Source organism: Paenarthrobacter sp. NPDC091669, from assembly GCF_044756725.1.
GTDB classification, from domain to species: domain Bacteria; phylum Actinomycetota; class Actinomycetes; order Actinomycetales; family Micrococcaceae; genus Arthrobacter; species Arthrobacter bambusae_C.
The window spans coordinates 344,454-366,488 of sequence record NZ_JBIVTK010000001.1 but is presented as its reverse complement, the minus strand read 5'-3'; the positions used below and the strand labels follow the sequence as shown (position 1 = coordinate 366,488).

At 64.0% G+C, this 22,035-nt stretch carries 20 protein-coding genes, 4 tRNA genes and 1 riboswitch; of the genes, 12 read left to right on the top strand and 12 right to left on the bottom strand.

Annotated elements, in window-relative coordinates:
• The first annotated feature begins 105 nt into the window (after window positions 1-105).
• Window positions 106-912, top strand: a complete 807-nt coding sequence (locus ACIQLI_RS01705; RefSeq protein ID WP_089593401.1) for an IclR family transcriptional regulator — start codon at window positions 106-108, stop codon at window positions 910-912.
• A 31-nt stretch (window positions 913-943) separates the two neighbouring features.
• Here ACIQLI_RS01705 and ACIQLI_RS01700 read toward each other — a convergent pair whose 3' ends face one another.
• Window positions 944-1,372: an SRPBCC domain-containing protein gene (locus ACIQLI_RS01700; protein ID WP_400384364.1), complete on the bottom strand. Its 429-nt coding sequence runs from the start codon at window positions 1,370-1,372 to the stop codon at window positions 944-946.
• Window positions 1,373-1,534: 162 nt separating this feature from the next.
• On the opposite strand from ACIQLI_RS01700, the gene ACIQLI_RS01695 reads away from it, so the two are divergent.
• The 3 genes from ACIQLI_RS01695 to ACIQLI_RS01685 all read left to right on the top strand — a co-directional run bounded on the left by ACIQLI_RS01695 (window position 1,535) and on the right by ACIQLI_RS01685 (window position 5,332).
• A complete protein-coding gene (locus ACIQLI_RS01695) occupies window positions 1,535-3,289 on the top strand; it encodes a urocanate hydratase (protein WP_400384362.1) in 1,755 nt (584 codons plus the stop codon).
• Window positions 3,290-3,293: 4 nt separating this feature from the next.
• Window positions 3,294-4,886, top strand: coding sequence for a histidine ammonia-lyase (hutH, locus tag ACIQLI_RS01690; RefSeq protein ID WP_354228633.1), 1,593 nt, complete (start codon window positions 3,294-3,296; stop codon window positions 4,884-4,886).
• Window positions 4,887-5,083: 197 nt separating this feature from the next.
• Entirely contained in the window at window positions 5,084-5,332 is a 249-nt protein-coding gene (locus tag ACIQLI_RS01685; protein WP_400384359.1) for a hypothetical protein, read from the top strand.
• Between the two features lie 121 nt (window positions 5,333-5,453).
• Here ACIQLI_RS01685 and ACIQLI_RS01680 read toward each other — a convergent pair whose 3' ends face one another.
• From ACIQLI_RS01680 to ACIQLI_RS01660, 5 genes are all read right to left on the bottom strand, one after another.
• Window positions 5,454-5,675 (bottom strand): hypothetical protein, encoded by a 222-nt coding sequence (locus ACIQLI_RS01680; protein ID WP_089593406.1) that lies wholly within the window; start codon window positions 5,673-5,675, stop codon window positions 5,454-5,456.
• Window positions 5,676-5,859: 184 nt separating this feature from the next.
• Window positions 5,860-5,930 (bottom strand) — tRNA-Cys (locus ACIQLI_RS01675).
• Window positions 5,931-6,092: 162 nt separating this feature from the next.
• Window positions 6,093-6,572 carry a hypothetical protein gene (locus ACIQLI_RS01670; RefSeq protein WP_400384357.1) on the bottom strand — a complete coding sequence of 160 codons (480 nt, stop codon included), beginning with the start codon at window positions 6,570-6,572 and terminating at the stop codon, window positions 6,093-6,095.
• A gap of 56 nt (window positions 6,573-6,628) precedes the next feature.
• Window positions 6,629-7,579: a formimidoylglutamase gene (gene hutG, locus ACIQLI_RS01665; protein ID WP_400384354.1), complete on the bottom strand. Its 951-nt coding sequence runs from the start codon at window positions 7,577-7,579 to the stop codon at window positions 6,629-6,631.
• A gap of 96 nt (window positions 7,580-7,675) precedes the next feature.
• A complete protein-coding gene (locus ACIQLI_RS01660; RefSeq protein WP_354228641.1) occupies window positions 7,676-9,118 on the bottom strand; it encodes an NCS2 family permease in 1,443 nt (480 codons plus the stop codon).
• Between the two features lie 114 nt (window positions 9,119-9,232).
• Here ACIQLI_RS01660 and ACIQLI_RS01655 point away from each other — a divergent pair, with 114 nt between their 5' ends.
• The gene (locus ACIQLI_RS01655; RefSeq protein WP_400384350.1) at window positions 9,233-9,895 is read left to right on the top strand and encodes a copper resistance protein CopC; all 663 of its coding nucleotides are present in this window, start codon (window positions 9,233-9,235) and stop codon (window positions 9,893-9,895) included.
• A gap of 150 nt (window positions 9,896-10,045) precedes the next feature.
• Window positions 10,046-10,238: riboswitch (cyclic di-AMP (ydaO/yuaA leader) on the top strand.
• 3 nt (window positions 10,239-10,241) lie between these two features.
• Window positions 10,242-11,030, top strand: a complete 789-nt coding sequence (locus ACIQLI_RS01650; RefSeq protein WP_207596010.1) for an NlpC/P60 family protein — start codon at window positions 10,242-10,244, stop codon at window positions 11,028-11,030.
• Between the two features lie 169 nt (window positions 11,031-11,199).
• On the opposite strand, the gene ACIQLI_RS01645 is transcribed toward ACIQLI_RS01650, so the two are convergent.
• A complete protein-coding gene (locus ACIQLI_RS01645) occupies window positions 11,200-11,892 on the bottom strand; it encodes an FAD-dependent monooxygenase (protein WP_400384347.1) in 693 nt (230 codons plus the stop codon).
• A 415-nt stretch (window positions 11,893-12,307) separates the two neighbouring features.
• Between ACIQLI_RS01645 and ACIQLI_RS01640 the strand changes: the two genes are divergently transcribed.
• Entirely contained in the window at window positions 12,308-13,345 is a 1,038-nt protein-coding gene (locus ACIQLI_RS01640) for a universal stress protein (RefSeq protein ID WP_354228644.1), read from the top strand.
• Window positions 13,346-13,365: 20 nt separating this feature from the next.
• On the top strand, window positions 13,366-16,101 hold the full coding sequence (locus ACIQLI_RS01635; RefSeq protein WP_400384344.1) for a PEP/pyruvate-binding domain-containing protein: 2,736 nt from the start codon (window positions 13,366-13,368) through the stop codon (window positions 16,099-16,101).
• Here ACIQLI_RS01635 and ACIQLI_RS01630 read toward each other — a convergent pair.
• Both ACIQLI_RS01630 and ACIQLI_RS01625 read right to left on the bottom strand, forming a co-directional pair.
• Entirely contained in the window at window positions 16,098-17,018 is a 921-nt protein-coding gene (locus ACIQLI_RS01630) for a cation diffusion facilitator family transporter (protein ID WP_354228647.1), read from the bottom strand. The genes ACIQLI_RS01635 and ACIQLI_RS01630 overlap by 4 nt on opposite strands.
• Before the next feature lie 10 nt (window positions 17,019-17,028).
• A complete protein-coding gene (locus tag ACIQLI_RS01625; protein ID WP_400384340.1) occupies window positions 17,029-17,529 on the bottom strand; it encodes a metallopeptidase family protein in 501 nt (166 codons plus the stop codon).
• 92 nt (window positions 17,530-17,621) lie between these two features.
• Between ACIQLI_RS01625 and ACIQLI_RS01620 the strand changes: the two genes are divergently transcribed.
• Window positions 17,622-18,545 carry a carbohydrate kinase gene (locus tag ACIQLI_RS01620; protein ID WP_337340782.1) on the top strand — a complete coding sequence of 308 codons (924 nt, stop codon included), beginning with the start codon at window positions 17,622-17,624 and terminating at the stop codon, window positions 18,543-18,545.
• On the opposite strand, the gene ACIQLI_RS01615 is transcribed toward ACIQLI_RS01620, so the two are convergent.
• On the bottom strand, window positions 18,542-19,495 hold the full coding sequence (locus ACIQLI_RS01615; RefSeq protein ID WP_400384337.1) for a DMT family transporter: 954 nt from the start codon (window positions 19,493-19,495) through the stop codon (window positions 18,542-18,544). The two genes, ACIQLI_RS01620 and ACIQLI_RS01615, sit on opposite strands and share 4 nt — an antisense overlap.
• A 341-nt stretch (window positions 19,496-19,836) precedes the next feature.
• On the opposite strand from ACIQLI_RS01615, the gene ACIQLI_RS01610 reads away from it, so the two are divergent.
• The 3 genes from ACIQLI_RS01610 (at window position 19,837) to ACIQLI_RS01600 (ending at window position 20,189) form a co-directional block, all read left to right on the top strand.
• A tRNA-Glu gene (locus ACIQLI_RS01610) sits at window positions 19,837-19,909 on the top strand.
• An 84-nt stretch (window positions 19,910-19,993) separates the two neighbouring features.
• Window positions 19,994-20,067, top strand: a tRNA-Asp gene (locus tag ACIQLI_RS01605).
• Window positions 20,068-20,113: 46 nt separating this feature from the next.
• Window positions 20,114-20,189 (top strand) — tRNA-Phe (locus ACIQLI_RS01600).
• 217 nt (window positions 20,190-20,406) lie between these two features.
• On the opposite strand, the gene ACIQLI_RS01595 is transcribed toward ACIQLI_RS01600, so the two are convergent.
• Entirely contained in the window at window positions 20,407-21,351 is a 945-nt protein-coding gene (locus ACIQLI_RS01595; RefSeq protein WP_400384334.1) for a PKD domain-containing protein, read from the bottom strand.
• A 2-nt stretch (window positions 21,352-21,353) separates the two neighbouring features.
• Window positions 21,354-22,034, bottom strand: a complete 681-nt coding sequence (locus tag ACIQLI_RS01590; RefSeq protein WP_400384331.1) for a DUF6318 family protein — start codon at window positions 22,032-22,034, stop codon at window positions 21,354-21,356.
• Between the last annotated feature and the right edge of the window lies 1 nt (window position 22,035).

Here is a 22,035-nt window from a genome sequence, read left to right as displayed (position 1 = left end):
AGCCTGACGGGTTGGCTGCCGGGCCCCAGAGGGTGCACGCTTGAGTACGGGATACCGGACAGTCGTTTTGATCCGCTGGTCCCGAACCCTGAGCAGTGAGGAACCATGACAACGTCGCCAGTGGCACCAGGCAAGGCCACTTCCAAAGTCCCTGCCGCCGAAAACACCCTGCGGATCCTGAAGCTGCTGGCCTCGCGACGCGGCCCGATGGCGGCGTCAAACATTGCCACGGCACTGGGATTGCCACGTTCCAGTGTTTACCACCTGTTGGGGGTGATGGAGGCCAACGGCTTCGTCCTGCACCTCCACGAAGAACAGCGGTACGGGCTGGGCATCAGCGCCTTCGAACTCAGCTCGGCATACTCGCGCCAGGAGCCTTTGTCGCGGCTTGGCCGGCCCATGCTGGCGTCACTGGTTGATGTGATCGGCGAGAGCGCGCACCTCGCGGTGCTCCATGGCCGCGACGTCCTCTACATCGTGGAGGAACGCGCCAAGAACCGCCCCAGCCTGGTGACCGACGTCGGGGTCCGCCTGCCAAGCCACCTCACGGCGTCAGGCCGAGCGATCCTAGCTGCCCTGCCAAAGTCGCAGGTCCGTGCGCTGTATCCGAACGCCGCCGCCTTCACCTCGCGGCACGAGGTGGAGTTCCCCATCATGAAATACTCCGCGTTGTCCTCTCACCTCGATCAGGTGCGGCAGCGTGGCTATGCCACGGAAAACGGCGAAATCACACCGGGATTCGGCTCCATCGCCGCCGCGGTGACCGACCACGTTGGATGGCCGACGGCGGCAGTCGCCGTCACGTTCTTGGAGGACAAAGTGCCGGCCGAGCAATGGCCGGTGCTCGCTGCCCGGATCCGGAAAGCGGCAGACGAATTGTCGGTGCGGATCCACGGCCGCCCTGGCAACTAAGAAGTTGGGTTCATGACGCGCCCTCGTGCAGTCACGCCGTCTCGCTTTCAACGAGTCTTCGGAAAGTCTCCAGCTCGCCCCGGAAGCTGCCCTTGTAGGACCCCATGGAGAACAGCCGCCCGAAGATTCCGGCGATGAATCCCCGGGTGATGAACACTTGGTTGATGCGCGTGCCGTCGCCCTCGGCAGTGAAGGTCACGTCCGACTCGCCCTTCAGGATGGCATTGCCGAAGCGGGTGCGGATGTGCCGGGGCCGTTCAACCTCAAGGATTTCGGTGGGACTGGCCATCCGCCCGAACCACACCGTGTAGCGGCTGCCGGGCTCATCAATCGAACCAACCAGGTCGCCCGCCCGGGTGACTCCGCCGATCCACTCGGGATACCGGTCAAGATCCGTCCAGGTCGCGAAAACCTGTTCGGGTGGTGCTGCCACAAGGGTCGATATACGGAACGTTGCCATGGGTCCAGCATGCGCTCATTGGTGCTCGAATGCGAGAGGTTGAGTGGGTCTGTAATCCCGGACAGCACCACTCCAAAAGCCGTTCCTGCCGCGCGATAAAGGGGCTTTAGTAGAAGTAGAAGATCTTTCCAGCACACACTTCCCACTGACGAAGGAGCCACCATGGCACCCGCCGATTTCACTACAGGAGCCCGCCCGGTTAAGGCTGCGCGGGGTACTGAGCTCACTGCCAAGTCGTGGCAGACCGAGGCACCGTTGCGCATGTTGATGAACAACCTGGATCCCGAGGTCGCTGAACGTCCGGACGACCTGGTCGTCTACGGTGGCACCGGCCGCGCAGCGCGTTCCTGGGCCGCGTTCGATGCGATTACGCGGACCCTGGAAACCATGGAGAAGGATGAAACCCTTCTGGTGCAGTCGGGGAAGCCGGTGGGTGTGTTCCGCACGAATGAGTGGGCACCGCGGGTTCTCCTCGCCAACTCCAACCTGGTGGGGGATTGGGCGACGTGGCCCGAGTTCCGCCGCCTCGAGGCTGAGGGTTTGATGATGTACGGCCAGATGACCGCCGGGTCCTGGATCTACATCGGCACCCAGGGCATCCTGCAGGGCACGTATGAGACGTTTGCCGCCGTCGGGAACAAGCTCGCCGCGGAGGGGCGCCACCCGGCCCGGTCTTTGGAAGGCGCTGCCGCGCCGGGTTCGACGGAGGGTCCGCTGGCGGGCACCCTGACATTGACCGGTGGTTGCGGCGGGATGGGCGGCGCCCAGCCGCTGGCTGTCACCCTGAACGACGGCGCGTGCCTGATTGTGGACGTGGACGAGACCCGCCTGCGTCGGCGTGTGGGGAAACGGTACCTGGACGAGGTTGAAACTGATCTGGATGCTGCGATCGCGAAGGTCCAGGCCGCGAAGGATGAGCGCCGTGGCTGGTCCGTGGGGTATGTGGGCAACGCCGCTGAGGTCTTCCCCGAACTGCTGGCCCGCCACAAGGCCGGGGAAGTGACGTTCGATGTAGTCACCGACCAGACGTCCGCGCATGACCCGTTGTCGTACCTGCCCGAGGGCATCACGGTGGCGGAGTGGCACACCGAAGCCGAGGCTGATCCGGAAGGGTTCACGAAGAAGGCCCAGGCGTCCATGGCCCGGCAGGTCCAGGCGATGGTGGAGTTCCAGGACGCCGGAGCTGAGGTCTTTGATTACGGCAACTCGATCCGTGACGAGGCCCGGAAGGGTGGGTATGACCGTGCGTTCGAATTCCCCGGCTTCGTCCCGGCCTACATCCGCCCGTTGTTCTGCGAGGGTCTTGGCCCGTTCCGCTGGGTGGCGTTGTCCGGTGACCCGGAAGACATTGCCGTGACGGACAAGGCGATCAAGGAACTGTTCCCGGAGAACACGCACCTGCACAAGTGGCTCGACGCTGCCGCGGACCGCGTGGAATTCGAAGGCCTGCCGGCACGTATTTGCTGGCTCGGGTACGGCGAGCGCGCCAAGGCCGGGTTGCTGTTCAACCAGCTCGTGAAGGAGGGCAAGGTCAAGGCCCCGATCGTGATCGGCCGTGACCACCTGGACTCGGGTTCGGTGGCGTCCCCGTACCGGGAGACCGAGTCCATGAAGGACGGCTCGGACGCTGTTGCTGACTGGCCGTTGCTTAACGCACTGACCGCTGCGTCCTCGGGCGCTACCTGGGTGTCCATCCATCACGGCGGTGGGGTTGGTATTGGCCGGTCCATCCACACCGGCCAGGTCTCGGTCGCTGACGGCACTGACCTGGCAGCCCAGAAACTCGAACGGCTGTTGACCAACGACCCCGGCATGGGCGTCATCCGCCACGTCGACGCCGGCTACGACCGCGCCATCGACGTCGCCAACGAACGCGGCGTCCGCATCCCCATGAACGAATCCGCAGAGAGCAAGTAAGAACATGACCATTACCTCGAACGAACAGCTCACGGTTACCCTCGGCTCCAGCGGCGTCACCCCGGAAGACGTCGTCGCCGTCGCCCGCCATGACGCAAAGGTGACCATCTCCCAGGACGCCCTGGACAACGTGGCCAAGGTCCGCGCCCACATCGACGATCTCGCCACCAGCGATGTCCCGGCCTACGGCATCTCCACGGGCTTCGGCGCGCTGGCCAACCGCCACATCCCCAACGACCTCCGCACCCAGCTGCAGAAGTCGCTGATCCGCAGCCACGCCGCCGGCATGGGCCCGGCCGTGGAACGCGAAGTGGTCCGCGGCATCATGTTCCTCCGCGCCAAGACTTTGGCTTCCGGGCGTACCGGCGTCCGCCCCGTGGTGCTGCAGACCATGGTGGATGTCCTCAACGCCGGCATCACCCCTCTGGTCCGCGAGTTCGGCTCGCTGGGTTGCTCGGGCGACCTCGCGCCGCTGTCGCACTGCGCACTGGTCCTCATGGGCGAAGGCGAAGCCGCAGGTCCCGACGGCGAACTGTACGGAACCGCTGGCCAGCCGCCGGTTGCTGAGCTGCTCGCGCAGCACGGTATCGAGCCGGTTACCCTCGCTGAGAAGGAGGGCCTGGCCCTCGTCAACGGCACCGAAGGCATGCTCGGCATGCTCCTGATGGCCATCGCCGACATCCGTTTGTTGCTTGCGACGGCGGACGTCACCGCCGCGCTCAGCGTCGAGGCGCTGCTCGGCACGGACCAGGTGTTCCTGCCGGAGCTCCATGCCGCACTGCGGCCGCACCCCGGCCAGGCCGCCAGCGCGGACAACATGCTCCGCGTGCTGTCCAACTCGCCGATCGTTGCTTCCCACCGGATCAACGACACCAAGGTCCAGGACGCCTACTCGCTGCGCTGTGCGCCGCAGGTTGCAGGCGCTGTCCGCGACACCGTGGACCACGCAGCGCTGGTCGCTTCCCGTGAACTCGCCGCAGCGATCGACAACCCGGTGGTCCTCCCGGACGGCCGCGTCACGTCCAACGGCAACTTCCACGGCGCACCCGTGGCATACGTCCTGGACTTCCTGGCCATCGCCATAGCGGACCTCAGCTCCATCGCCGAGCGCCGCACCGACCGCATGCTCGATCCCGCACGCTCGCACGGGCTTCCGGCGTTCCTCGCTGGAGATCCGGGCGTGGACTCGGGCCTGATGATCGCCCAGTACACGCAGGCCGGCTTGGTCTCGGACAACAAGCGCCTGGCCGTTCCCGCGTCAGTGGACTCCATCCCGAGCTCCGCGATGCAGGAAGACCACGTGTCCATGGGCTGGCACGCTGCCCGGAAGCTGCGCAAGGCCGTGGAGAACCTTCGCCGCGTGCTCGCCGTCGAGCTTGTCACCAGCGCCCGCGCCATCGACATGCGGACGCAAATGTCCGACGGCGAACTCACCCCTGGTCCTGCCGGTACGGCCGTGCTTGAGGTACTTCGTGAAGTGGTTCAGGGCCCGGGCACCGATCGGTTCCTGTCGCCGGAACTGGAAGCGGCTGACCGTTTGGTCGGCTCCGGCGCGGTCCGCGCGGCCGCCGAATCCGCCGTCGGGATTTTGGCCTGACGTCGAATAAAACGCTCATTTGATGGGCATCTTTGTCACGCCCCGGTCTTTGTTCGCAACGCAAGCACCGGGGCGTGGCAAATGTAGTAGAACTTATGGTGTACGTCACGTCCACAACAACGGTGTTGTGGGCTTGACGGTCAACCGTGAACAACTCAATACACAACAGAGAACATCCACAAAGGGGTAGAAGTTCAATGAAGGCACGCGGAGCAGTCCTGTCCAGGCGAAGCGCTCACTCGGCTACGGTTTCGGACTGGAAGACGCTGAACGTTGGCGAGGCGGTGGAAGTGGTCAAATATGCCCACGTGATTGCCACTGGCCGGATCGAGGAAATCTCCAGCAGCGGAAACGTGGTGTGGCTTGAGCACTCCGGCCCGGGCGTTACCGAAGAGGGTAAGGAACTGTTCATGAAGTCCGACGGCGTGACACTCCGCCGGGCATAGGCGGAGGTTCTGCAGAGGTACTTATTAAACAGAAACCGGGGCTCGTTCCCTTCCGCGGGTAGTAGATGCGGAAAGGAACGGGCCCCGGTTTTTGCGTCGCTGCCGGAAATACGGTGGGGTATCAGGCAGCGAGTACTTCGCGGGTCTGGCCGAAGGGAACGGATTCGTCCAGAGCCACGGTGTAGGTGCCGGGCTCGTGGCGCGTCACCAGAATTCCGCAGGCAGCGTCTGCTGCCGCGTTTTCGATCAGGGCATCCACGGCGCGGTCGAGTCCGTCGTGGATCTCGTCTGCCTTCGAGAAGGACAGGCGAATTTCGCGTTCTGCAGTCATTGCAGGGGTCATTGGGGGGCCTCCTATTACGTGCCGCATGCGAGGGCGACCCATCAATCATAGTGGCTGACCGCCGAAAATATGTAAGATGACTGGCAGTCAGGTGACCTGCGTCTCATCCGGAGCTTGCCTATGGAGGAACCCCTTCCGCCCCCCGCCGACCGCCGCGGGGCGTGCCGGCGGCGGGACCCCAAAGACGTGGTGGCGGGATTCGAACCCGCGTGCGCTGCTTTGCAGGCAGCTCCCTGGCCTCTCGGGTACACCACGTGCCTAAGACACTAGGTGCACTCAAGCGGGCCCGGCAATGTTCATGTCCCGGGCTTTCGTAAGGCTACGAACCGTGTCGCCAGGCTAAGAGTTGGAGTCGTTCGGCGACGTGAAGATTGTCATGAACCGGCCGAACCCGGGCTCGTTCGCTGAACGCAACGCTCAACAGCGGGTGTCACGGACAAGCGCGGGATCCGTGGATGCACCCCGCCCGGAGCGCAGCCCCGCCAGCTTGGTCACGCCGACGGCCACGAGCAGTGCGAGGATCGCAGCCGCCATGTGAGTGTAGAGGAGGAGGTGGATGTCGCCGCCGCTGGTCGCGGTGCCGGCCGGTGCGTCCCCCAAGTCCGGGGCTCCGTGCACGTGGTCCAGGAATCCGCTGCCGGGAAAGTACCCTCCGAAGGCCTCAAAGCCGAAGTGCAGCAGCTGCTGTGCCAAGCCGGATAGGAGCAGCAGCAGCAGCGGGCCGTGCACCCAGCGGGACACAAGCTGTGCGGCGAGCGCACACAACGCGGCGAACCCCAGGAGGACAGGTATGGCCGGAGCGCTTCCGCCCGCGAACAGGTGCGCTGCGAGGCCCAGAGCCACAGCCGCTGGCCCTGCCACCCAGGCCCACTTGTCCTGCACAGGAGTTCCGCGCATCGCCATCCTTCCCTCCCCACAGAGTAGGCGGAGGAAGGCGGCTGGAAAAGGGAACGCTAGGCGAGCAGGGCGTTCACCAGCCGCGCAGCCACTTTCGCGGTGCGGTGATCGATATCAAACTCCGGGTTCAGCTCCGCTACGTCCAGGTGCAGGAGCTTCCCGCTCGCAGCAACCTGCCGGCAGACGGCACTGATCACTGGCAAAGGCACGCCATATGCGGCGGGTGCGCTGACCCCAGGGGCCACGGATGCAGGCATTACATCCAGGTCGATGGTCAGGTACAGCACGTCCACGCCGGCCAGGAAATCGGCAACAAAAATCTCCACGGCCTCCGGGGTGCACAGCTCGTCCAGCAGGTACTTCACACCCAGGCGATCGGCGGTGTCGAAGAGGGTGCGCGTGTTGTTCGGCTCCGAAATTCCGACGACGGCGTACTGCAGTTCCCGGCCGGCGGCGGCTTCTGCGTGGGCCATCTGCAGGAACGGCGTACCCGAGCTCGGTGTGGGCTCGTCGCGAAGGTCAAAGTGGGCATCCAGGTTCAGGACACCAAGCCGTTTGCCGCGGACCGTGTCAGAACCGGCCACCCCAAGGTAACTGGCGAACGCTGTTTCGTGGCCGCCGCCCAGCACCACGGTGAGGTTTCCGGCGTCGAGCAGTTCCGAAATGGCGCGTCCGGCGCGCTCTTGGCCCGCTTCCAGTGAGTCGTCCTCCACCACCACATCACCGGCGTCGAACACGTCACGGTCAAGGTGGAACGCCAGCGGACCCAGCGCCGTGCGGATGGCGGCGGGAGCCGCAGCAGCACCCACCCGGCCTTGGTTGCGGAGGACTCCGGCATCGCTGCAGAAACCAAGCACGACGGCGGGGCGCGTGGCGGTTGCGGGCGCGGGCGACGTCAGGGGTGCTACCGCCTGCCACCAGCGGCGGTGTTCAGCGCCGTCTCCGTCAAAGCGGCCCGTCCAAGGGCTGGGGCTGACGTCTACGGCGAGGGTGGTGCTGGTTTCCATGCTTCAAGCACACCCGAATGAGCACACGAAAACCAGCGATCCAGCGTGGCGAGTGTCTGAAACCCCGGACTTCACCGCCGAAGGCAACCCCGCGACCTACTTGACGCCCAGCAGTTCCTCCACGGTTCCAATGCCGAAGAACAGCAGGAACGCAGCGGCCACAGCCCACATGAGCGGGTGGACTTCGCGGGCGCGGCCCTGGAAGGTGCGGATCAGTACGTAGGAGATGAAGCCGGCGCCGAGGCCGTTGGCGATCGAGTACGTGAACGGCATGAGGGAGATGGTCAGGAACGCCGGGATGCCGACACCCCAGTCCTGCCAATCGATCTTGCCCACCTGGGAGACCATCATGAAGCCCACAACCACCAATGCCGGGGCCACGGCTTCGAAGGGGACAAGGTTGATGAGGGGGGTGAAGAACATCGCCACCAGGAACAGCACGCCGGTGACGATCGAGGCGAGGCCGGTGCGGGCACCTTCGCCGATGCCGGCGCCGGACTCGACAAAGATCTGGTTGGACGAAACGGACGCGCCGCCGCCTACGATCGCGCCGAGGGCATCCACCTGCAGGACACGGTCCACGTTGGGGATGTTGCCGTCCTTGTCCACGGTTCCGGCCTCGTTGGCCAGGCCCACCATGGTGCCCATGGCATCGAAGAAGATGCTCAGCAGGATCACGAATGCCAGCAGGGCCGCTGCGATGAACCCAAGGTGCTCAAAGGCGCCGAATGGGTTGGCCTTGCCGATGAGGGACAGGTCCGGAGCGCCCCACTCCGAGAGGGTGGGAGCCACGAGGGACCAGCCGCGCGGGTTGACGTTCTTGCCGTCGAAGCTGGGGCCGATGTGGAGGGTGAATTCGAGGATGGCGGCCAGTGCCGTGGAGACCACGATCCCGATGAGGATGGCGCCGCGGACCTTTCGGACCACCAGGGCGATGGTGAGGATGAGGCCCACTGCGAACACCAGGGTGGGCCAGCCCATGAGCTTGCCATCCACGCCCAGGCCCAGGGGAACCGTGGTGCCGGCGGCGTCGGGAATTCGGCGCACAAATCCCGCATTGACCAGCCCGATCAGCGCAATGAAGAGTCCGATACCCACCACGATCGCCGTTTTGAGCGCTTCCGGCACGGCCTTGAACACGGCGGTACGGAAACCGGTCAGCACCAGGATGAGCATGGTGATGCCGGAGAGGACCACAAGGCCCATCATGTCCGGCCAGGTGAGCTCCGGGTGCGAGGCGACCGTGACGGCAACGAAGGCGTTGACGCCCAGACCGGTTGCGACGGCGAACGGGTGCTTGGCCCACGCACCCATGAGGATGGTCAGGATGCCCGCCACGAAGGCCGTCGTGGCTGCGACGGCCGTAAAGCCGAGGGATGCCCCACTGGAATCCGCCCCGGAGAGGATCAGCGGGTTCAACACCACGATGTAGCTCATGGCGAAGAACGTTGCGAAGCCGCCACGAATTTCCCGCGAGTACGTGGATCCACGTTCAGTAATTTTGAAGTAGCGGTCTACTGCAGAACCTTGCTTAAGCATGAAGGACTCCGGGGATCGGTGGGAGTGTGCCCTCAAATCCTATGCGGTCCGGTACGGGCGCTCCGGACGATTCGCCTAGTCTGTAAGGAAGCCAACACTAGGAGAAACCGCCCCATGCGTACCATCCGCCCGCTTCTGGCCGCCGTCGTCGCTGCTCTTGCCTTCGCGTCCGCCCTGCTGTTTTCTGCGGCACCCGCGTCCGCCCATGACGTCGCTGAATCCACGACGCCGGCCAATGGCACCAGCGTCACGGACGTTCCGGCGTCGGTTTCCATCACATTCAACAACCGGCCGCTCGCGCAATTCTCGGGCGTGACGGTTACGGCGGGCGGCGAAAACTGGGCGGATGGCCCGGTGGAGATCATCGACAACCAGGCGGTCCAGAAGCTGCGCGAAGGCGCTCCGGCCGGCGAATACACGGTGGTCTGGCGCGTCGTCAGCAGCGATTCGCACCCCATCGAGGGCACCTTTACCTTCACGGCCACCGCAGGAAGCACGACGACGACCAGCGGTTCGGCGGCAGCCTCTCCTTCCGCTTCAGCACCGTCGTCTTCAGCACCGTCGGCAGCGGTACCGACGGCCGGAACCGCGGCCCCGGGCAACGCGGCGCAGGGAACCGGTAACAGCGAACCCGCGGCCGACGCCTCCCAGCCCTTCCCGTGGAGCATCGTAGGCCTGGCGGTTGTTGCTGTTGGTCTCGTTATTTTTCTGGCTGTTACAGCCCGCAGAAAACTCGCTGCTTCAAACGACTCTGATGGCGATTCTCCCGCGGAATAACAGGGTTTTCTACGTAGCCGCGAAGATCTCGAAACGGTTACTGCGACACGCCAGAAGCGTACTTCTCGTTACTTAAATGTGACTTCCGCGTGATCATCGCGTACGGTGGTACCTGTGCCTGTTCCACGTAGCGGGCACTTCCGGCCTGATTGCCTAGCTCTGCCGCAGTCCGGAATCCGTTCGCAGACAAACCTTACGGCAGAGACGGGGAACCCATTTTAGGCCGCTTTCGAGCGTGCCTTGGGGTGAAGTCACGATGCTTCCGCTGAACAGCGGGAGATAGTGGCCGGGTGACTCCCATCCGAATCCGACAGCTAACCTCGCAGGCATCGGGAGAGGCTCTTTCATGTCTTCACGCATTCTTCGCGGCCGTCGTAAGGCGGACAGCGTACGTCCTAATCCGTTCATCTCCATCTCCAAGGCAGTTGCCAGCAACGCTTCCGGCGCTGGCCGCCAGGCGGCTGTTATCGCAGCAGCCTCGGGCCTTGTGTTGACCGGCTCCATTGCAGCTCACGCTGCTGAAGCTCCGGTTCAGCGGGATTCCAGCCCGGCAACGGTCGCTGAGACCGTTTCAGCCGACGCACCCACCCAGGTTGTCACCGCCCTGGCTACGGCTACCGTCAACTTCGAGCGCCCTGCTGTTGCTTCTGTTGCAGCGCCGGTTATCGAGAAGCCTGCACCGGTTGCTCCGGCTCCCGTCGCCAAGAAGGCAGCAGTCACCACTGCCGCCGCAAAGGCTCCTGTTGCCAAGGCTGCTGCTGCCGCTCCGGCCGCTGCTGCTCCTGCTCCTGCGGCCGCTGCTGCTCCGGCCGTTGGTGGCGTCAATGCCGCCATGGTTGCCTCGGCTTACGCCCAGATCGGCATCATGCAGGACTGCACCGCCATGGTGGAGCGCGCACTCGGCTCCGCAGGCATCCCCGTTGGCGACCTCGGTCCCATGCAGTTCATGAACTACGGCAAGGTTGTCAGCTCACCCCAGCCCGGTGACATGATCGTCCAGTCCGGCCACGTCGCCATCTACATCGGCAACGGCCAGGCCATCAGCGGTGGCATCAATGGCAACCAGACGGGCATCCACCCGATCAGCTGGTTGACCGCAACGGGTCCCCTGACCTACGTACGCGCTGGCGCATAAGCCTCACGCTTCAGTTCAAAGGCCGGTGTCTTCGAAGAGTTCTTCTTCGAGGACACCGGCCTTTGGCGTTAAGTTTTGTGCGGAATAGTTCACGGCCAGGCACGACGCCGAAGGTCAGTCAGGCGGGCAGGCGGGCCTTTGCAGGGTGTCGTGGAGGGCGTTTGATCTGCTACGCGGTGGCGATGCCCGGCCCTGCCGGGAGGGCCACCTTGGACGATATCGCCTGGCCCACAGCCTTTGCCTGCCGAAGTACTTCCTTGGGTGTGGGCGTAATGAGCTCGCCGACTCCTACAAGGTGCATCCCGACGGCCCGCATTGCGGCCACCAGGTTCTGGCCGATCGCTATACCGAGTTCCGCCAGCATTCGGCGCAATTGGCTCTGCGCACAGCGCGTGACCACAATATGGTCGGCCAGAAGAACACCGTTGGCAGTGTGCACGGCCCACTGGCGGCGGGTGGACTCGAGGGGTCCGGAGGCGTGAAGCCCTGTCCTGAGCCCGGCAGTGGTCATGCTGGCGGCCAGTCCATAGCCGATCTGCTGGGAAGGGTCGGAGCCAAGAAAGTCGAGGCGGACCGCCCGTGTGGTGCTGCGGACATCCAGGTGATGGCTTGCGGCGTAGTTCCGCAGGTGGCGGAGGATCTCGTTACGCTCCTGCATGGCCGAGGGATCGGCTGCATCGCAGCGTTGGAGCATGCCAGTGTGGACTGACGGGCCGGTTGCGGACAACGTCCCGAACCCGTCCACCACTATGGAGTTCACGCCGTAGCGGCTGAGCTCACTGGCAACTGCCAAGCCGGACAGGCCGGCTCCGATGACCACGGTGGTGGTGCGTTCCGTGGCGGAATCAGGCGTGAGTGACACTGCTTGGTTCCTCCTTGACGTGTGTGCCGTTAGGCATCGCATGGGGTCGCGTCCGAGTTCCCCAAGCGGCCGCAATAAATGGCCGGAGTGTGCTGTGGAACACGGTTGCCGGCCATTCGGTGACTCGAACACTACCGAACTTTTTCTGCCATGGATAGCCTCCTGAGTCCGCGTGTTCGCCTTGTTCATCCCCAGCGCAAAATGCGGCCCCTGCAACCGAGCCCGGACCGTTATACACATAGCCCAAAGTCACCTTGATTCGGCGTTGCCGACCGAGAATAGTGGGCATTGGGAGAAGGAATTTCCAGGTTCCTTCTGCCCGGGCCATTGACAATGGCGCCAATAGGGAATCCGAGCCGGAGAACCTCTGGCAGAATGGCCGGAACATCAAGCAGCAGGTGGAGAGGCGGGCCCCATGGACCAGCACAGCAGGCACAATGAAGAGCCACAGGACGGCCAGGACCAGGCAGTGGCGCCAGGTGGCATTGTCGTTGGAGTCGACGGTTCAGAGCACGGGCAGTGTGCGTTGGTGTGGGCGGCACGTGAAGCCGAACGCCGTCAGCTGCCTTTGCACATCGTGACGGCCTACTCCGTACCCATTTTTGCCGCATCAGGGCTGGATGGCGGCTACGCAACTGTGGATGATTCGGTGATCCGCGAGGGCGCGGACGCGATCGTGAAACAGGCTATGGACAAGATCTCCGGGTATGCCATCGACGTTGACGCTTCCGTCGAGAACGGCGACGCCGCCGGTGTTCTCCTGGACCTCTCGGCAGACGCCGCGCTCCTTGTTTTTGGCAGCCGGGGCCGCGGCGGCTTCGTTGGACGCCTTTTGGGATCTGTCAGCAGCGCATTGCCTGCCCACGCCAAATGCCCCACCGTCACGGTCCCGCTGTACTGCGCCGACCGTCTCGGCGAAAACACTGAAGACAAGCACATCAAGGCCGAGCACGCCAAGGCTGGCCCCCGCGCCGTGGAAAACGTCGTTGCAGTGGGCGTCGACGGCTCCGAGCAAGCCCGCGTGGCAGTGCTCGAAGCGGCCGAGCAAGCGCAGCGCATGGGAGCCAAGCTCCGCGTCATCTGCGCTGTGCCGCAGTACAGCGGGTCCCTGGCATGGGTGCCGGCTCCGTTGGACCGCGATGCCCTCTTTGCGGATATCAGGGTGCAGCTTGACGCCGGTGTTGCGTGGCTCAGGAGCCACTTCCCCCAGCTTCCCATTGAGACGGATCTCCGCGATGGCTCACCCGTGGACGTGCTGGTGGAAACCAGCCGCAGCGTCGAGCTGGTGGTCCTGGGAACACGCGGCCGCGGCGGGTTCGCGGGCATGCTGCTCGGTTCCACCTCGGACGGCGTCCTCCACCATGCCAAGGGTCCTGTGCTGGTTGTTCCGGATCGTGAGGACCCCCGGCTGGCCGACCGTCACAAGTTTGGGCCAATGCTCGGCGCAGCTTAGGGCGCGGGGACCACTGCGCCATGGATGTCCAACAGCCCAGCGCGGCACTCATTCTGGACATCTCTGACATCAGTGGGGCCATGGTTCCTGATGTGGGGGGAAAGGCGGCCAACCTGGGGGAGCTGGCCAGTGCCGGACTGCCCGTGCCGCCCGGATTCTGCCTGACTACCGCTGCCTACCGGAACGCCCTTTCGGCCATTGGCCTGGACGAGGTCCTTGCGGCACTGAAGGAGGTCGATGCTTCCCGGTTGGACCAGCTGAACGGGCTCGCCGCCCGCGCGCGGTCCTTGGTGCTCGACGCCGGCATTCCCCAACCGATCGCCGAAGTGGTGAGGTCCGCCTACCAGCAGTTGGGAGAGGACGTTCCCGTTGCCGTCAGGTCGTCAGCAACCGCGGAGGACCTGGCTTTCGCGAGTTTCGCCGGTCAGCAGGACACCTTCCTGAACGTGGTGGGCGCTGACTCTGTCCTGGAAGCTGTGAGCCGCTGCTGGGCGTCGCTGTGGACAGACCGTGCCGTGACGTACAGGACCACCAACGGGATTGACCACGCGTCGGTCACCCTGGCTGTAGTGGTGCAGGAGATGGTGGACTCCGCCACCGCCGGAGTCATGTTCACCGCCAACCCGGTGACAGGAAACCGGCACCAGACAGTGATTGATGCCAGCCCGGGCCTGGGAGAGGCCGTCGTTTCCGGAGCCGTGAATCCGGATCAGTACGTGGTGGATGTTCGGCGCGGTGCCATGGTGAAAAGGACCGTGGGGGACAGGCAAGTGGAGATCAGGGCGATCCCTGGCGGTGGCACGGAACGCGTTGAACGCAGCACCGGGTCCTCGCGGGACCAGCCCGGCGATTCAAACCCTCAGCCCTGCCTCAGTGATCACCAGGTGTTGGGGCTCGTGGACTTGGGCCGCGAGGTCCAGTTGCATTACGGAGCCCCGCAGGACACCGAGTGGGCCATCGACCATGAGGGAAAAATATGGCTCACCCAAGCCCGGCCCATCACTACCCTGTACCCGCAAACCACGCGGACCCCTCCCGTTCCGGGCGAGCACGCCTTCCTGAACTTCAGCCTCGCCCAGGGCCTCACCAGGCCACTGACTCCCATGGGCCTGGCCGGCATTCGGCTCATCGCCTCCTCCGTCGCCAGGACCGCGGCATTCGATGTTCCGGATCCCCGGTCCGGCCCGCCCCCTTACTACGAGGCGGGGCAGCGCATCTTCTTCGACCTCACTTCGGTGGTGCGGAGCAGGGTCGGCCGGGCGATCGTGCCCCGGGTTTTCGATCTCATGGAGGCCCGCTCGGCCGTTCTGATACGTGGACTCTTTGACGATCCACGTTTCACAGTGACCACCAGGACGCCCTTGAAACTGATTCGCCACGTTGCTCCGGTTGCGGCCAGGTACCGGCTCCCTGAGACGCTGTTCCGTGGCTTGCTCCGCCCGGCGTCGGCACTGGAACGCGTGGAGAAACGCGGCTCCGATCTGCGCAGCACCTTGACGGTCCCGCAGCGAGCAACGGCCCACCAGCGGATCGGCCACGTCCAGCGAATCCTCGGAGAAGAGGTTTTCGCCACGGTCCCGCGGGTGCTGCCCCTTCCCGCGCTGGGCTTTGCCATGCTGGCGTTGGTCAAGAAGCTCCTGGGGGATCAGGCTCCGTATAGCGAGCTCCAAACGGTGATCCGGGGCCTTCCCAACAACGTCACTACCGAGATGGACCTGGCACTCTGGCAGCTTGCCGCTGAGATTCGGAAAGACCCCGACGCCGTTGCCTCCATGTCCGGTCTCCCGGCGGCAGAATTGACGGAGCAGTATCGGGACGGAAAGCTCCCAGCCGTTGCCCAAGCCGGATTGAGCTCGTTCCTGGGCACCTTCGGGCACCGGGCCGTCGCCGAGATCGACCTGGGCATGCCGCGCTGGTCAGACGATCCCACCCACATCCTTGGCGTCGTCACCAACTATTTGAGGCTTGCGGACGGCTCAGAGGCGCCGGACCAGCAGTTCGCGCGTGCAGCCCGCGACGCCGATGAACAGGTAGCGCGTTTCGTGGCGCGGGCCAGGACCAAGAGCCCTTTGCACTCTGCCGTGGTTCGCATGGCGTTGGACCGGACACGGAGGTTCGCTGGACTGCGAGAGTTGCCCAAGTACAACCTGGTCCTGGGACTGGCTGTTGCGCGGAAGCAGTTGCTTCTCATCGGCAATGAGCTTGCGGCAGAGCACCGGATCAAACGCCCCGAGGACATCTTTTTCCTGGACCTCGACGAAGCCGAGACCGCACTGGCAGGAGATGACCTGCAGGAGTTGGTTGCTGAGCGACGCGCCGCCTACGGGCAGGAACTGCGGCGGAGGCACATACCGCGGGTGCTGATGTCGGATGGCACCGAACCGGAAGCCGCACCCGGAACCAGGGGGCCACAGCGCTCTGGCACTTTGTCCGGCAGTCCGGCGTCGACGGGACGGGTCACAGCTCCTGCGAGGGTCATCATGGACCCCATTGGCGCGCATCTGGAGCCCGGAGAAATCCTCGTGGCACCGTCAACGGACCCCGGCTGGACGCCGTTGTTCCTCACAGCGGGAGGTTTGGTCATGGAGATGGGTGGACCCAACTCCCATGGCGCCGTGGTGGCTCGTGAGTACGGCATCCCTGCCGTTGTGGGGGTTCCGGACGCCACATCGCGCATCAGGACCGGTCAGCGCGTCACCGTGGACGGCGCAGCGGGGACCGTAGCTGTTGAGGGTGCGGGCGAGGGGACCAGCTAGGCGTGCTGGTGCGACTCGTGCTCCGAGTGGCTCACCGGCTCCAACTGGAAAGTGCAATGCTCGGTGTCGAAATGACGGCCCAGGCAGGACCCCAACTGGTCAAGGATGCTGTCCGCCCCGCTGGCGTTGAGGACTTCGTCTTCCACCACAACATGGGCTGAGAACACGGGAACGCCGGAAGTGATGGTCCAGATGTGGATGTCGTGGGCTTCCACCACACCATCCACGGCGATGATGTGCTCGCGGATCATGTTCACGTCCACGCCCTTCGGTGTGGCCTCCAAGAGGACGTCCACCACGTCGCGAAGCAGATGCCAGGCGCGGGGGATGATCATCACTGCGATCAACACCGAAGCGATGGGGTCGGCGGCGCTGAAGCCTGTCGTCATGATGACGATGGCCGCCACAATGACCGCGATGGAGCCCAGAAGGTCACCGAGGACCTCAAGGTAGGCCCCACGTACGTTGAGGCTCTCTTTCTGCGCCCCCTGCAGGATCAGGAGCGAGACAAGGTTGGCCACGGCACCCAAAATGGCGGCCCACAGCATGACGTCGGTATGGATCTCCGGGGATTCCCCGAAGCGGCGGATGGCTTCGATCATGATCACCACAGCGATCACAATGAGGATCAACGCGTTCGCCAAGGCGGCCAGCACTTCGGCCCGCTGGTACCCGTACGTCCGCTGGTCACTGGCTGGACGGGTGGCGATCCAAGCCGCCATCAGTGCGATGAAGACGCCTGCGGCATCAGAGAGCATGTGGCCGGCATCAGCCAGCAGCGCCAAGGATCCGGACACGACGGCGCCCACCACCTGGATGCCCACCACCCCTAAGGTGATGGCCAGGACGGCGATGAGCCGCTTCCGATGCTTGCCGGTTGCTGTGACTCCGTGGGAGTGGTTGTGGTCGTGCCCCATGTCTATAAGGCTAGCCCCAGCCGAGTTCGTGCAGACGGTCGTCGTCGATCCCGAAGTGGTGCGCGATCTCGTGGACCACTGTGATGGCTACTTCATCAATCACTTCTTCGCGCGTGCTGCAGATGTTCAGGATGGGCTGTCTGAAGATGGTGATCCGGTCCGGCAGTGAACCGGCTTCCCACCAGGAATCGCGTTCCGTCAGGGGGACGCCCTCGTAGAGTCCCAACAGCACAGTGTCCGGATCTTCGCCCGGCTGGGGCGTGTAGTCGTCTTCAATGAAGATAGCCACGTTGTCCATGGCACTGGCCGCTTTGGGCGGGATCAGTTGGAGGGCGTCGCTGACGGCCTCTTCAAATTCTTCGGGAGACATGTCGAAAGGCGAGGCGCTATGGGCTTCGTCCGCTGCGGTGTGCTCAACAGGACTGTGCACCGCATTCCGTTCCCGAAGCGGCGATGATGGGCGCTCGCCGTCCGGAACTATGGGCAAGCCGGGTGGAAGATTCGCGGGCATGATCTGACTTTAGTCCGCTCTGGCAGCATCGGCGCCGTGTGTGATGAGAGATACTAAAAGTCAATCCTCTTTTCGACAGACACAGGAACCGCATGACCGGCACCTCTTCCCTCGCGCCTGAACCCCTCGACGTCGTGGTTGTCGGTGAGGCGTTGATCGACATCGTGCAGTCTGCCGACGGACAGGTGGAGTACCCCGGCGGCTCGCCGGCCAATGTCGCCTTCGGCCTGGGACGGTTGGACGTCAAGACCGGACTGCTGACAGCCATTGGCCGCGATGCCAGGGGTGACGCCATCGCATCGCATCTGCACAGTGCCGGCGTGGTGCTGTTGCCCGGCTCCATGTCCGCGGGCAAGACCGCGACGGCGACGGCCAGGATCGCTGCGGACGGTTCAGCTGACTACACCTTCGACATTGACTGGGCTTTGGCGCCTCTGGCCCTTCCCTACGCTCCGAGGATCCTGCACACGGGCTCCATCGCCACGTTCCTGGAGCCCGGCGCAAGCGTTGTGCGGAGCTTGCTGGAGCAAGCGCAGGGTGGCTGCATGGTGACGTACGACCCCAACATCCGCGCCGACCTCCTCGGAAGCCATCAGGAGGCCTTGGCGCTGTTCGAGGAAATAGTGCCGCTGACCGACGTCGTGAAGCTCAGCGGCACCGATGCCCGCTGGCTGTACCCGGGCAAGGCGCTTGAAGACACCGCGAACCACCTCCTCGCACTGGGCACCGGGTTGGTTGTCGTGACCCAGGGTGTCAAGGGCTCGCTCATGGCCACACGGCACATACAGCTCAACGTACCGGCCGTCCCTGCCACAGTGGCAGACACCATCGGCGCGGGCGATTCCTATATGGCAGCGCTGATCATGGGGCTGCTCCTGCGTGGCAGCGACGGACTGGCGCCCACCGTCATGGAGCGGATCGGCACCATTGCCTCCATGGCGGCCTCCATTGCCGTCGGCCGCCCTGGTGCCAATCCGCCCACACACCGCGAACTTTTGGTGGGAATGGCCCGCTAGCTGAGGGGTTGGCGCGTCCGACGCCGGGTCAGGCCCACGCCGATCAGGCACACCACGCCACCGATCAGTCCCCAGATGGTGGGGACTTCCTGAAGCACGGCCCACGAAATCAGAATGGTGGTGCCCGGAACCAGGTACGTGGTTGCGGCGAGCTTGCCGGCCGAGATGAGGGACAAAGCGTACGCCCAAGTGGTGAAAGCGATGGCTGTGGGGAAAATGCCCAGGTACACCAGGCCGAGGGATGCCGGGATCGGCGCCGTTTGGACCTCGGAAATCAGTTGCCCGGTCCACGGCAGGCAGCAGATGGCTCCCACCATGATGCCGAACCACGTTGCCTGCCCGGCGGTGAACTTACGGAGCACGGGCTTCTGGAGGATCGCGCTCACCGAGGCGAGTACAGCGGCAAGCAAGCACAACAGCACGCCGGCGACGTCCGCCGTCGAGCGCTGTCCGGAACCCAGCGCGATCATTGCGACGCCGCAGAACGCCACCCCGCTGCCGATCAGCAGCCAGCGGGGGAAGCCCTCCTTGAGGAAGATTCCGGCAAGGATCGCGATCAGGATGGGGGAAACGTTGATCAGCATGGCGCTGGTGCCGGCGTCGAGCATATGTTCCGCGGCGTTCAGTGCCACGTTGTAACCGCCGAACCACATCACCCCGTAGGCCACAATCGGCAACCACTCCCGGCCGCTCGGCCAAACTTTCAGCGTCGGCAGCACCACGATTCCAAGCACGACGGCGGCAACCGCCAGGCGTCCCAGCGTCAAGGATCCGGGGGAGAAGTGGGGGCCGACAGCGCGGATGCCCACGAACGCCGAAGCCCACAGGATCACGGTGACGATCACGGCGGCGATGCCGAGTTTACTCATGGCTGCTCCGGGCGCGGGGGTGGTGCGCTGGGGCAGGTCCGGGGAAGGCTGGCCGGGTTCGGCCGGGGAGGTGGTTGTCATAGAGCCAAATCTAGCCGCCGATGAGCCGGGGCGGCTGGCGGTTTTCGGACGCGTCAGGGCAAGATCCTGCCAATGTTCACGGACCGGCTCCGGTGTGGGTCCGTTGTTGATGTGGGTGAGCGCTGGCGAGGGGTGGGCTTTCGACTCTTTGGGTGCTTCTTAGAGGTGGGATCCCGCCCCTCGGTGGAACCCAAGTCGGTAGCCCTGGACGGTCAGCAGACCTCGATTTGGGAATATCGCCATCTATGCTCTAAAGTTTTAGAGTCCAGTTCGGACGAGCGAGACACGGAAAGAACGCGTAGAGCGTCGCTTTTCTTTTGCGAAATCCGAATTGAGTTCAGGCCCCCATCGTCTAGCGGCCTAGGACACCGCCCTTTCACGGCGGCGGCACGGGTTCGAATCCCGTTGGGGGTACGCAAGGAAGTGGTAAATCGGATGAAAAAAGTCTGGTAAGCTAGAAGCCTTGAAAAAAACGCGGTAGAGATACTGCAAACGCAAGGCCCTGTAGCGCAGTTGGTTAGCGCGCCGCCCTGTCACGGCGGAGGTCGCGGGTTCAAGTCCCGTCAGGGTCGCTCTGAGCGCCGAAGAAATTCGGTTCTCAAGGTGACATGTCACCTAGGCTCTGTAGCTCAGTTGGTAGAGCGTTCGACTGAAAATCGAAAGGTCACCGGATCGACGCCGGTCGGAGCCACCACTGGGAAGCATCAGTTCTTTGGAACTGGTGCTTTTCTTCTTTAACCCGATGAGCGGGTGCGTGTACCGCCGCCACCCACTTTGGTTCGCCTGGATTCGTCGCAGAAGCCGACGCACCTAATTCTCCGTGTGTCGAAGGTCATAGCCGTTCAAAGTAGGTGGAGGCCGCACGGAAGGTGTCCTCCACCTGCGCTCACCCGCTCTGCACACTCACTTTATTAGTCGGTCTTCGCGCCGGGGCAGCCCCAGGAGTTGGGGTTTTGCTGGCAGGTGTCGGCGACGAGTGCTCGTTCTGTTTTCCAGACCTGGATGGTTTTGGCTGGTGTGGTGAGGTTCAGGGTTCCGTTGATGGGTAGGGGTGGGCCGTTGTTGACGGAGTAGGTGCCGGTGAAGGCGGTGGTGAGGGTGGCTTGGTAGTTGCCGGTTTCGGTGTAGGTGTGGCTGGTTCGGGTCTGGTTGGTGAGCCAGTCGGCTTCGGGGATGGAGTAGCCGGCCACCGGTGTGGGGCCTAGGGTTCCTCCGTCGCCGAAGGTGTAGGTGTAGTGGGCTGGTGTTGCGGTGAGGTGGACTGCTTGGCCGAGAATGGTGACGTCGAAGCCTTGTTCTGCGGTGGTGGTGTAGAAGTTGGTGGGTCCGCCTTTGAGGGTGTGCGGGAAGGGTTGGGCTTGGAGGGTTCCGGGGTTGACGGGTAGTTGTTGGAAGTCGGTGAGGATGCGGGCTGCGATGTTGGCCAGGACGTTTTCCGGCTGGGGGTCGTAGAGGCATGTGGGTCCGCTGACTGGGATCCAGTCTGTCCAACCCGGATTGGTGATGGCTTTGGGGGCTTCCTTCCAGATGACGGGGGTGCCTGCTTCACTGTTGGTTGCGGTGGCTGGACACTCAAGGGCATCGCAACCGGGGTCCTTGGTGTCAGGTCCATCGGCGCGACAGTGGGTGTCAGCCAGGTACTGATTTGGATCCTCCGTGGCGGCAGCGGATCCCAGATTCATTGAGGGCATACCGGTGACTGGGTCGATGGTGAACTTCGCGTTGATGTCGATGGCCGTGTCGTGTTTTCCGATGCTGACTCGAGGTTCGTCTTTCGCAAACGCCGAGGAACCTGCGAGAACAGCGTGCGCTGTTATGGCGGCGAGGATGACATGACTCCATCTAAATGGCTGCACTGCTAACCGACAATCAGTCCATTGTCGATGACCTGCCACTTGCTGTCCCGATAGCTGAGCATGACCGCTTCGGCAGTGTTGTATGCGGGCGTCGTTTCCTGCCCCGGGCTACCGCCTGCATCAAAGTACTGAATACGCTCTTGGAGCACCTGCACTTTTGCCGACTGTTGGTCTGCCCCCTCTTTCCAGAGGACTTCTATGACCGGAGTGGTTATCCGCCCGCCCACGACCCAGCGCCCATTTACGTAATTGAGCTCTATGGCCTTCTTGTAGGCAGCGCCCGATTCTGTAGTCGTATCTGTAGATGCCATCCATTCCGTCAGGTCACCCGTCTCCGTCGCATAGGAGTACGTCGCGTACCAATACCCAATAAACGCCTCCAGCCCCGCCTTCGAGTTCTCCTTGGCCAACTCGGGCATCACGGGGACGGGCACGTTCTGCGCTTTTCCCTTCGCGTCTGCGGGCTTGTAGATGGCGGATGCAGAAGGAGCGCCAGAGGTAGCCGAAGGAGCCGGGGCGGCGGGGCTCGAGGTGGGGGACGCCGTCGTCGAGCCCGTTTGTGAGGGTGGGCCATCTGGCGCACTTCCGCCTTGGCAAGCCGTGAGGAGCAGGGCAAGCCCCACAGCCAGGGCTGCCGTCCGGGAGGAGGCATAAGGAAAAGTGGCAGACGAAAGACGCGGCATG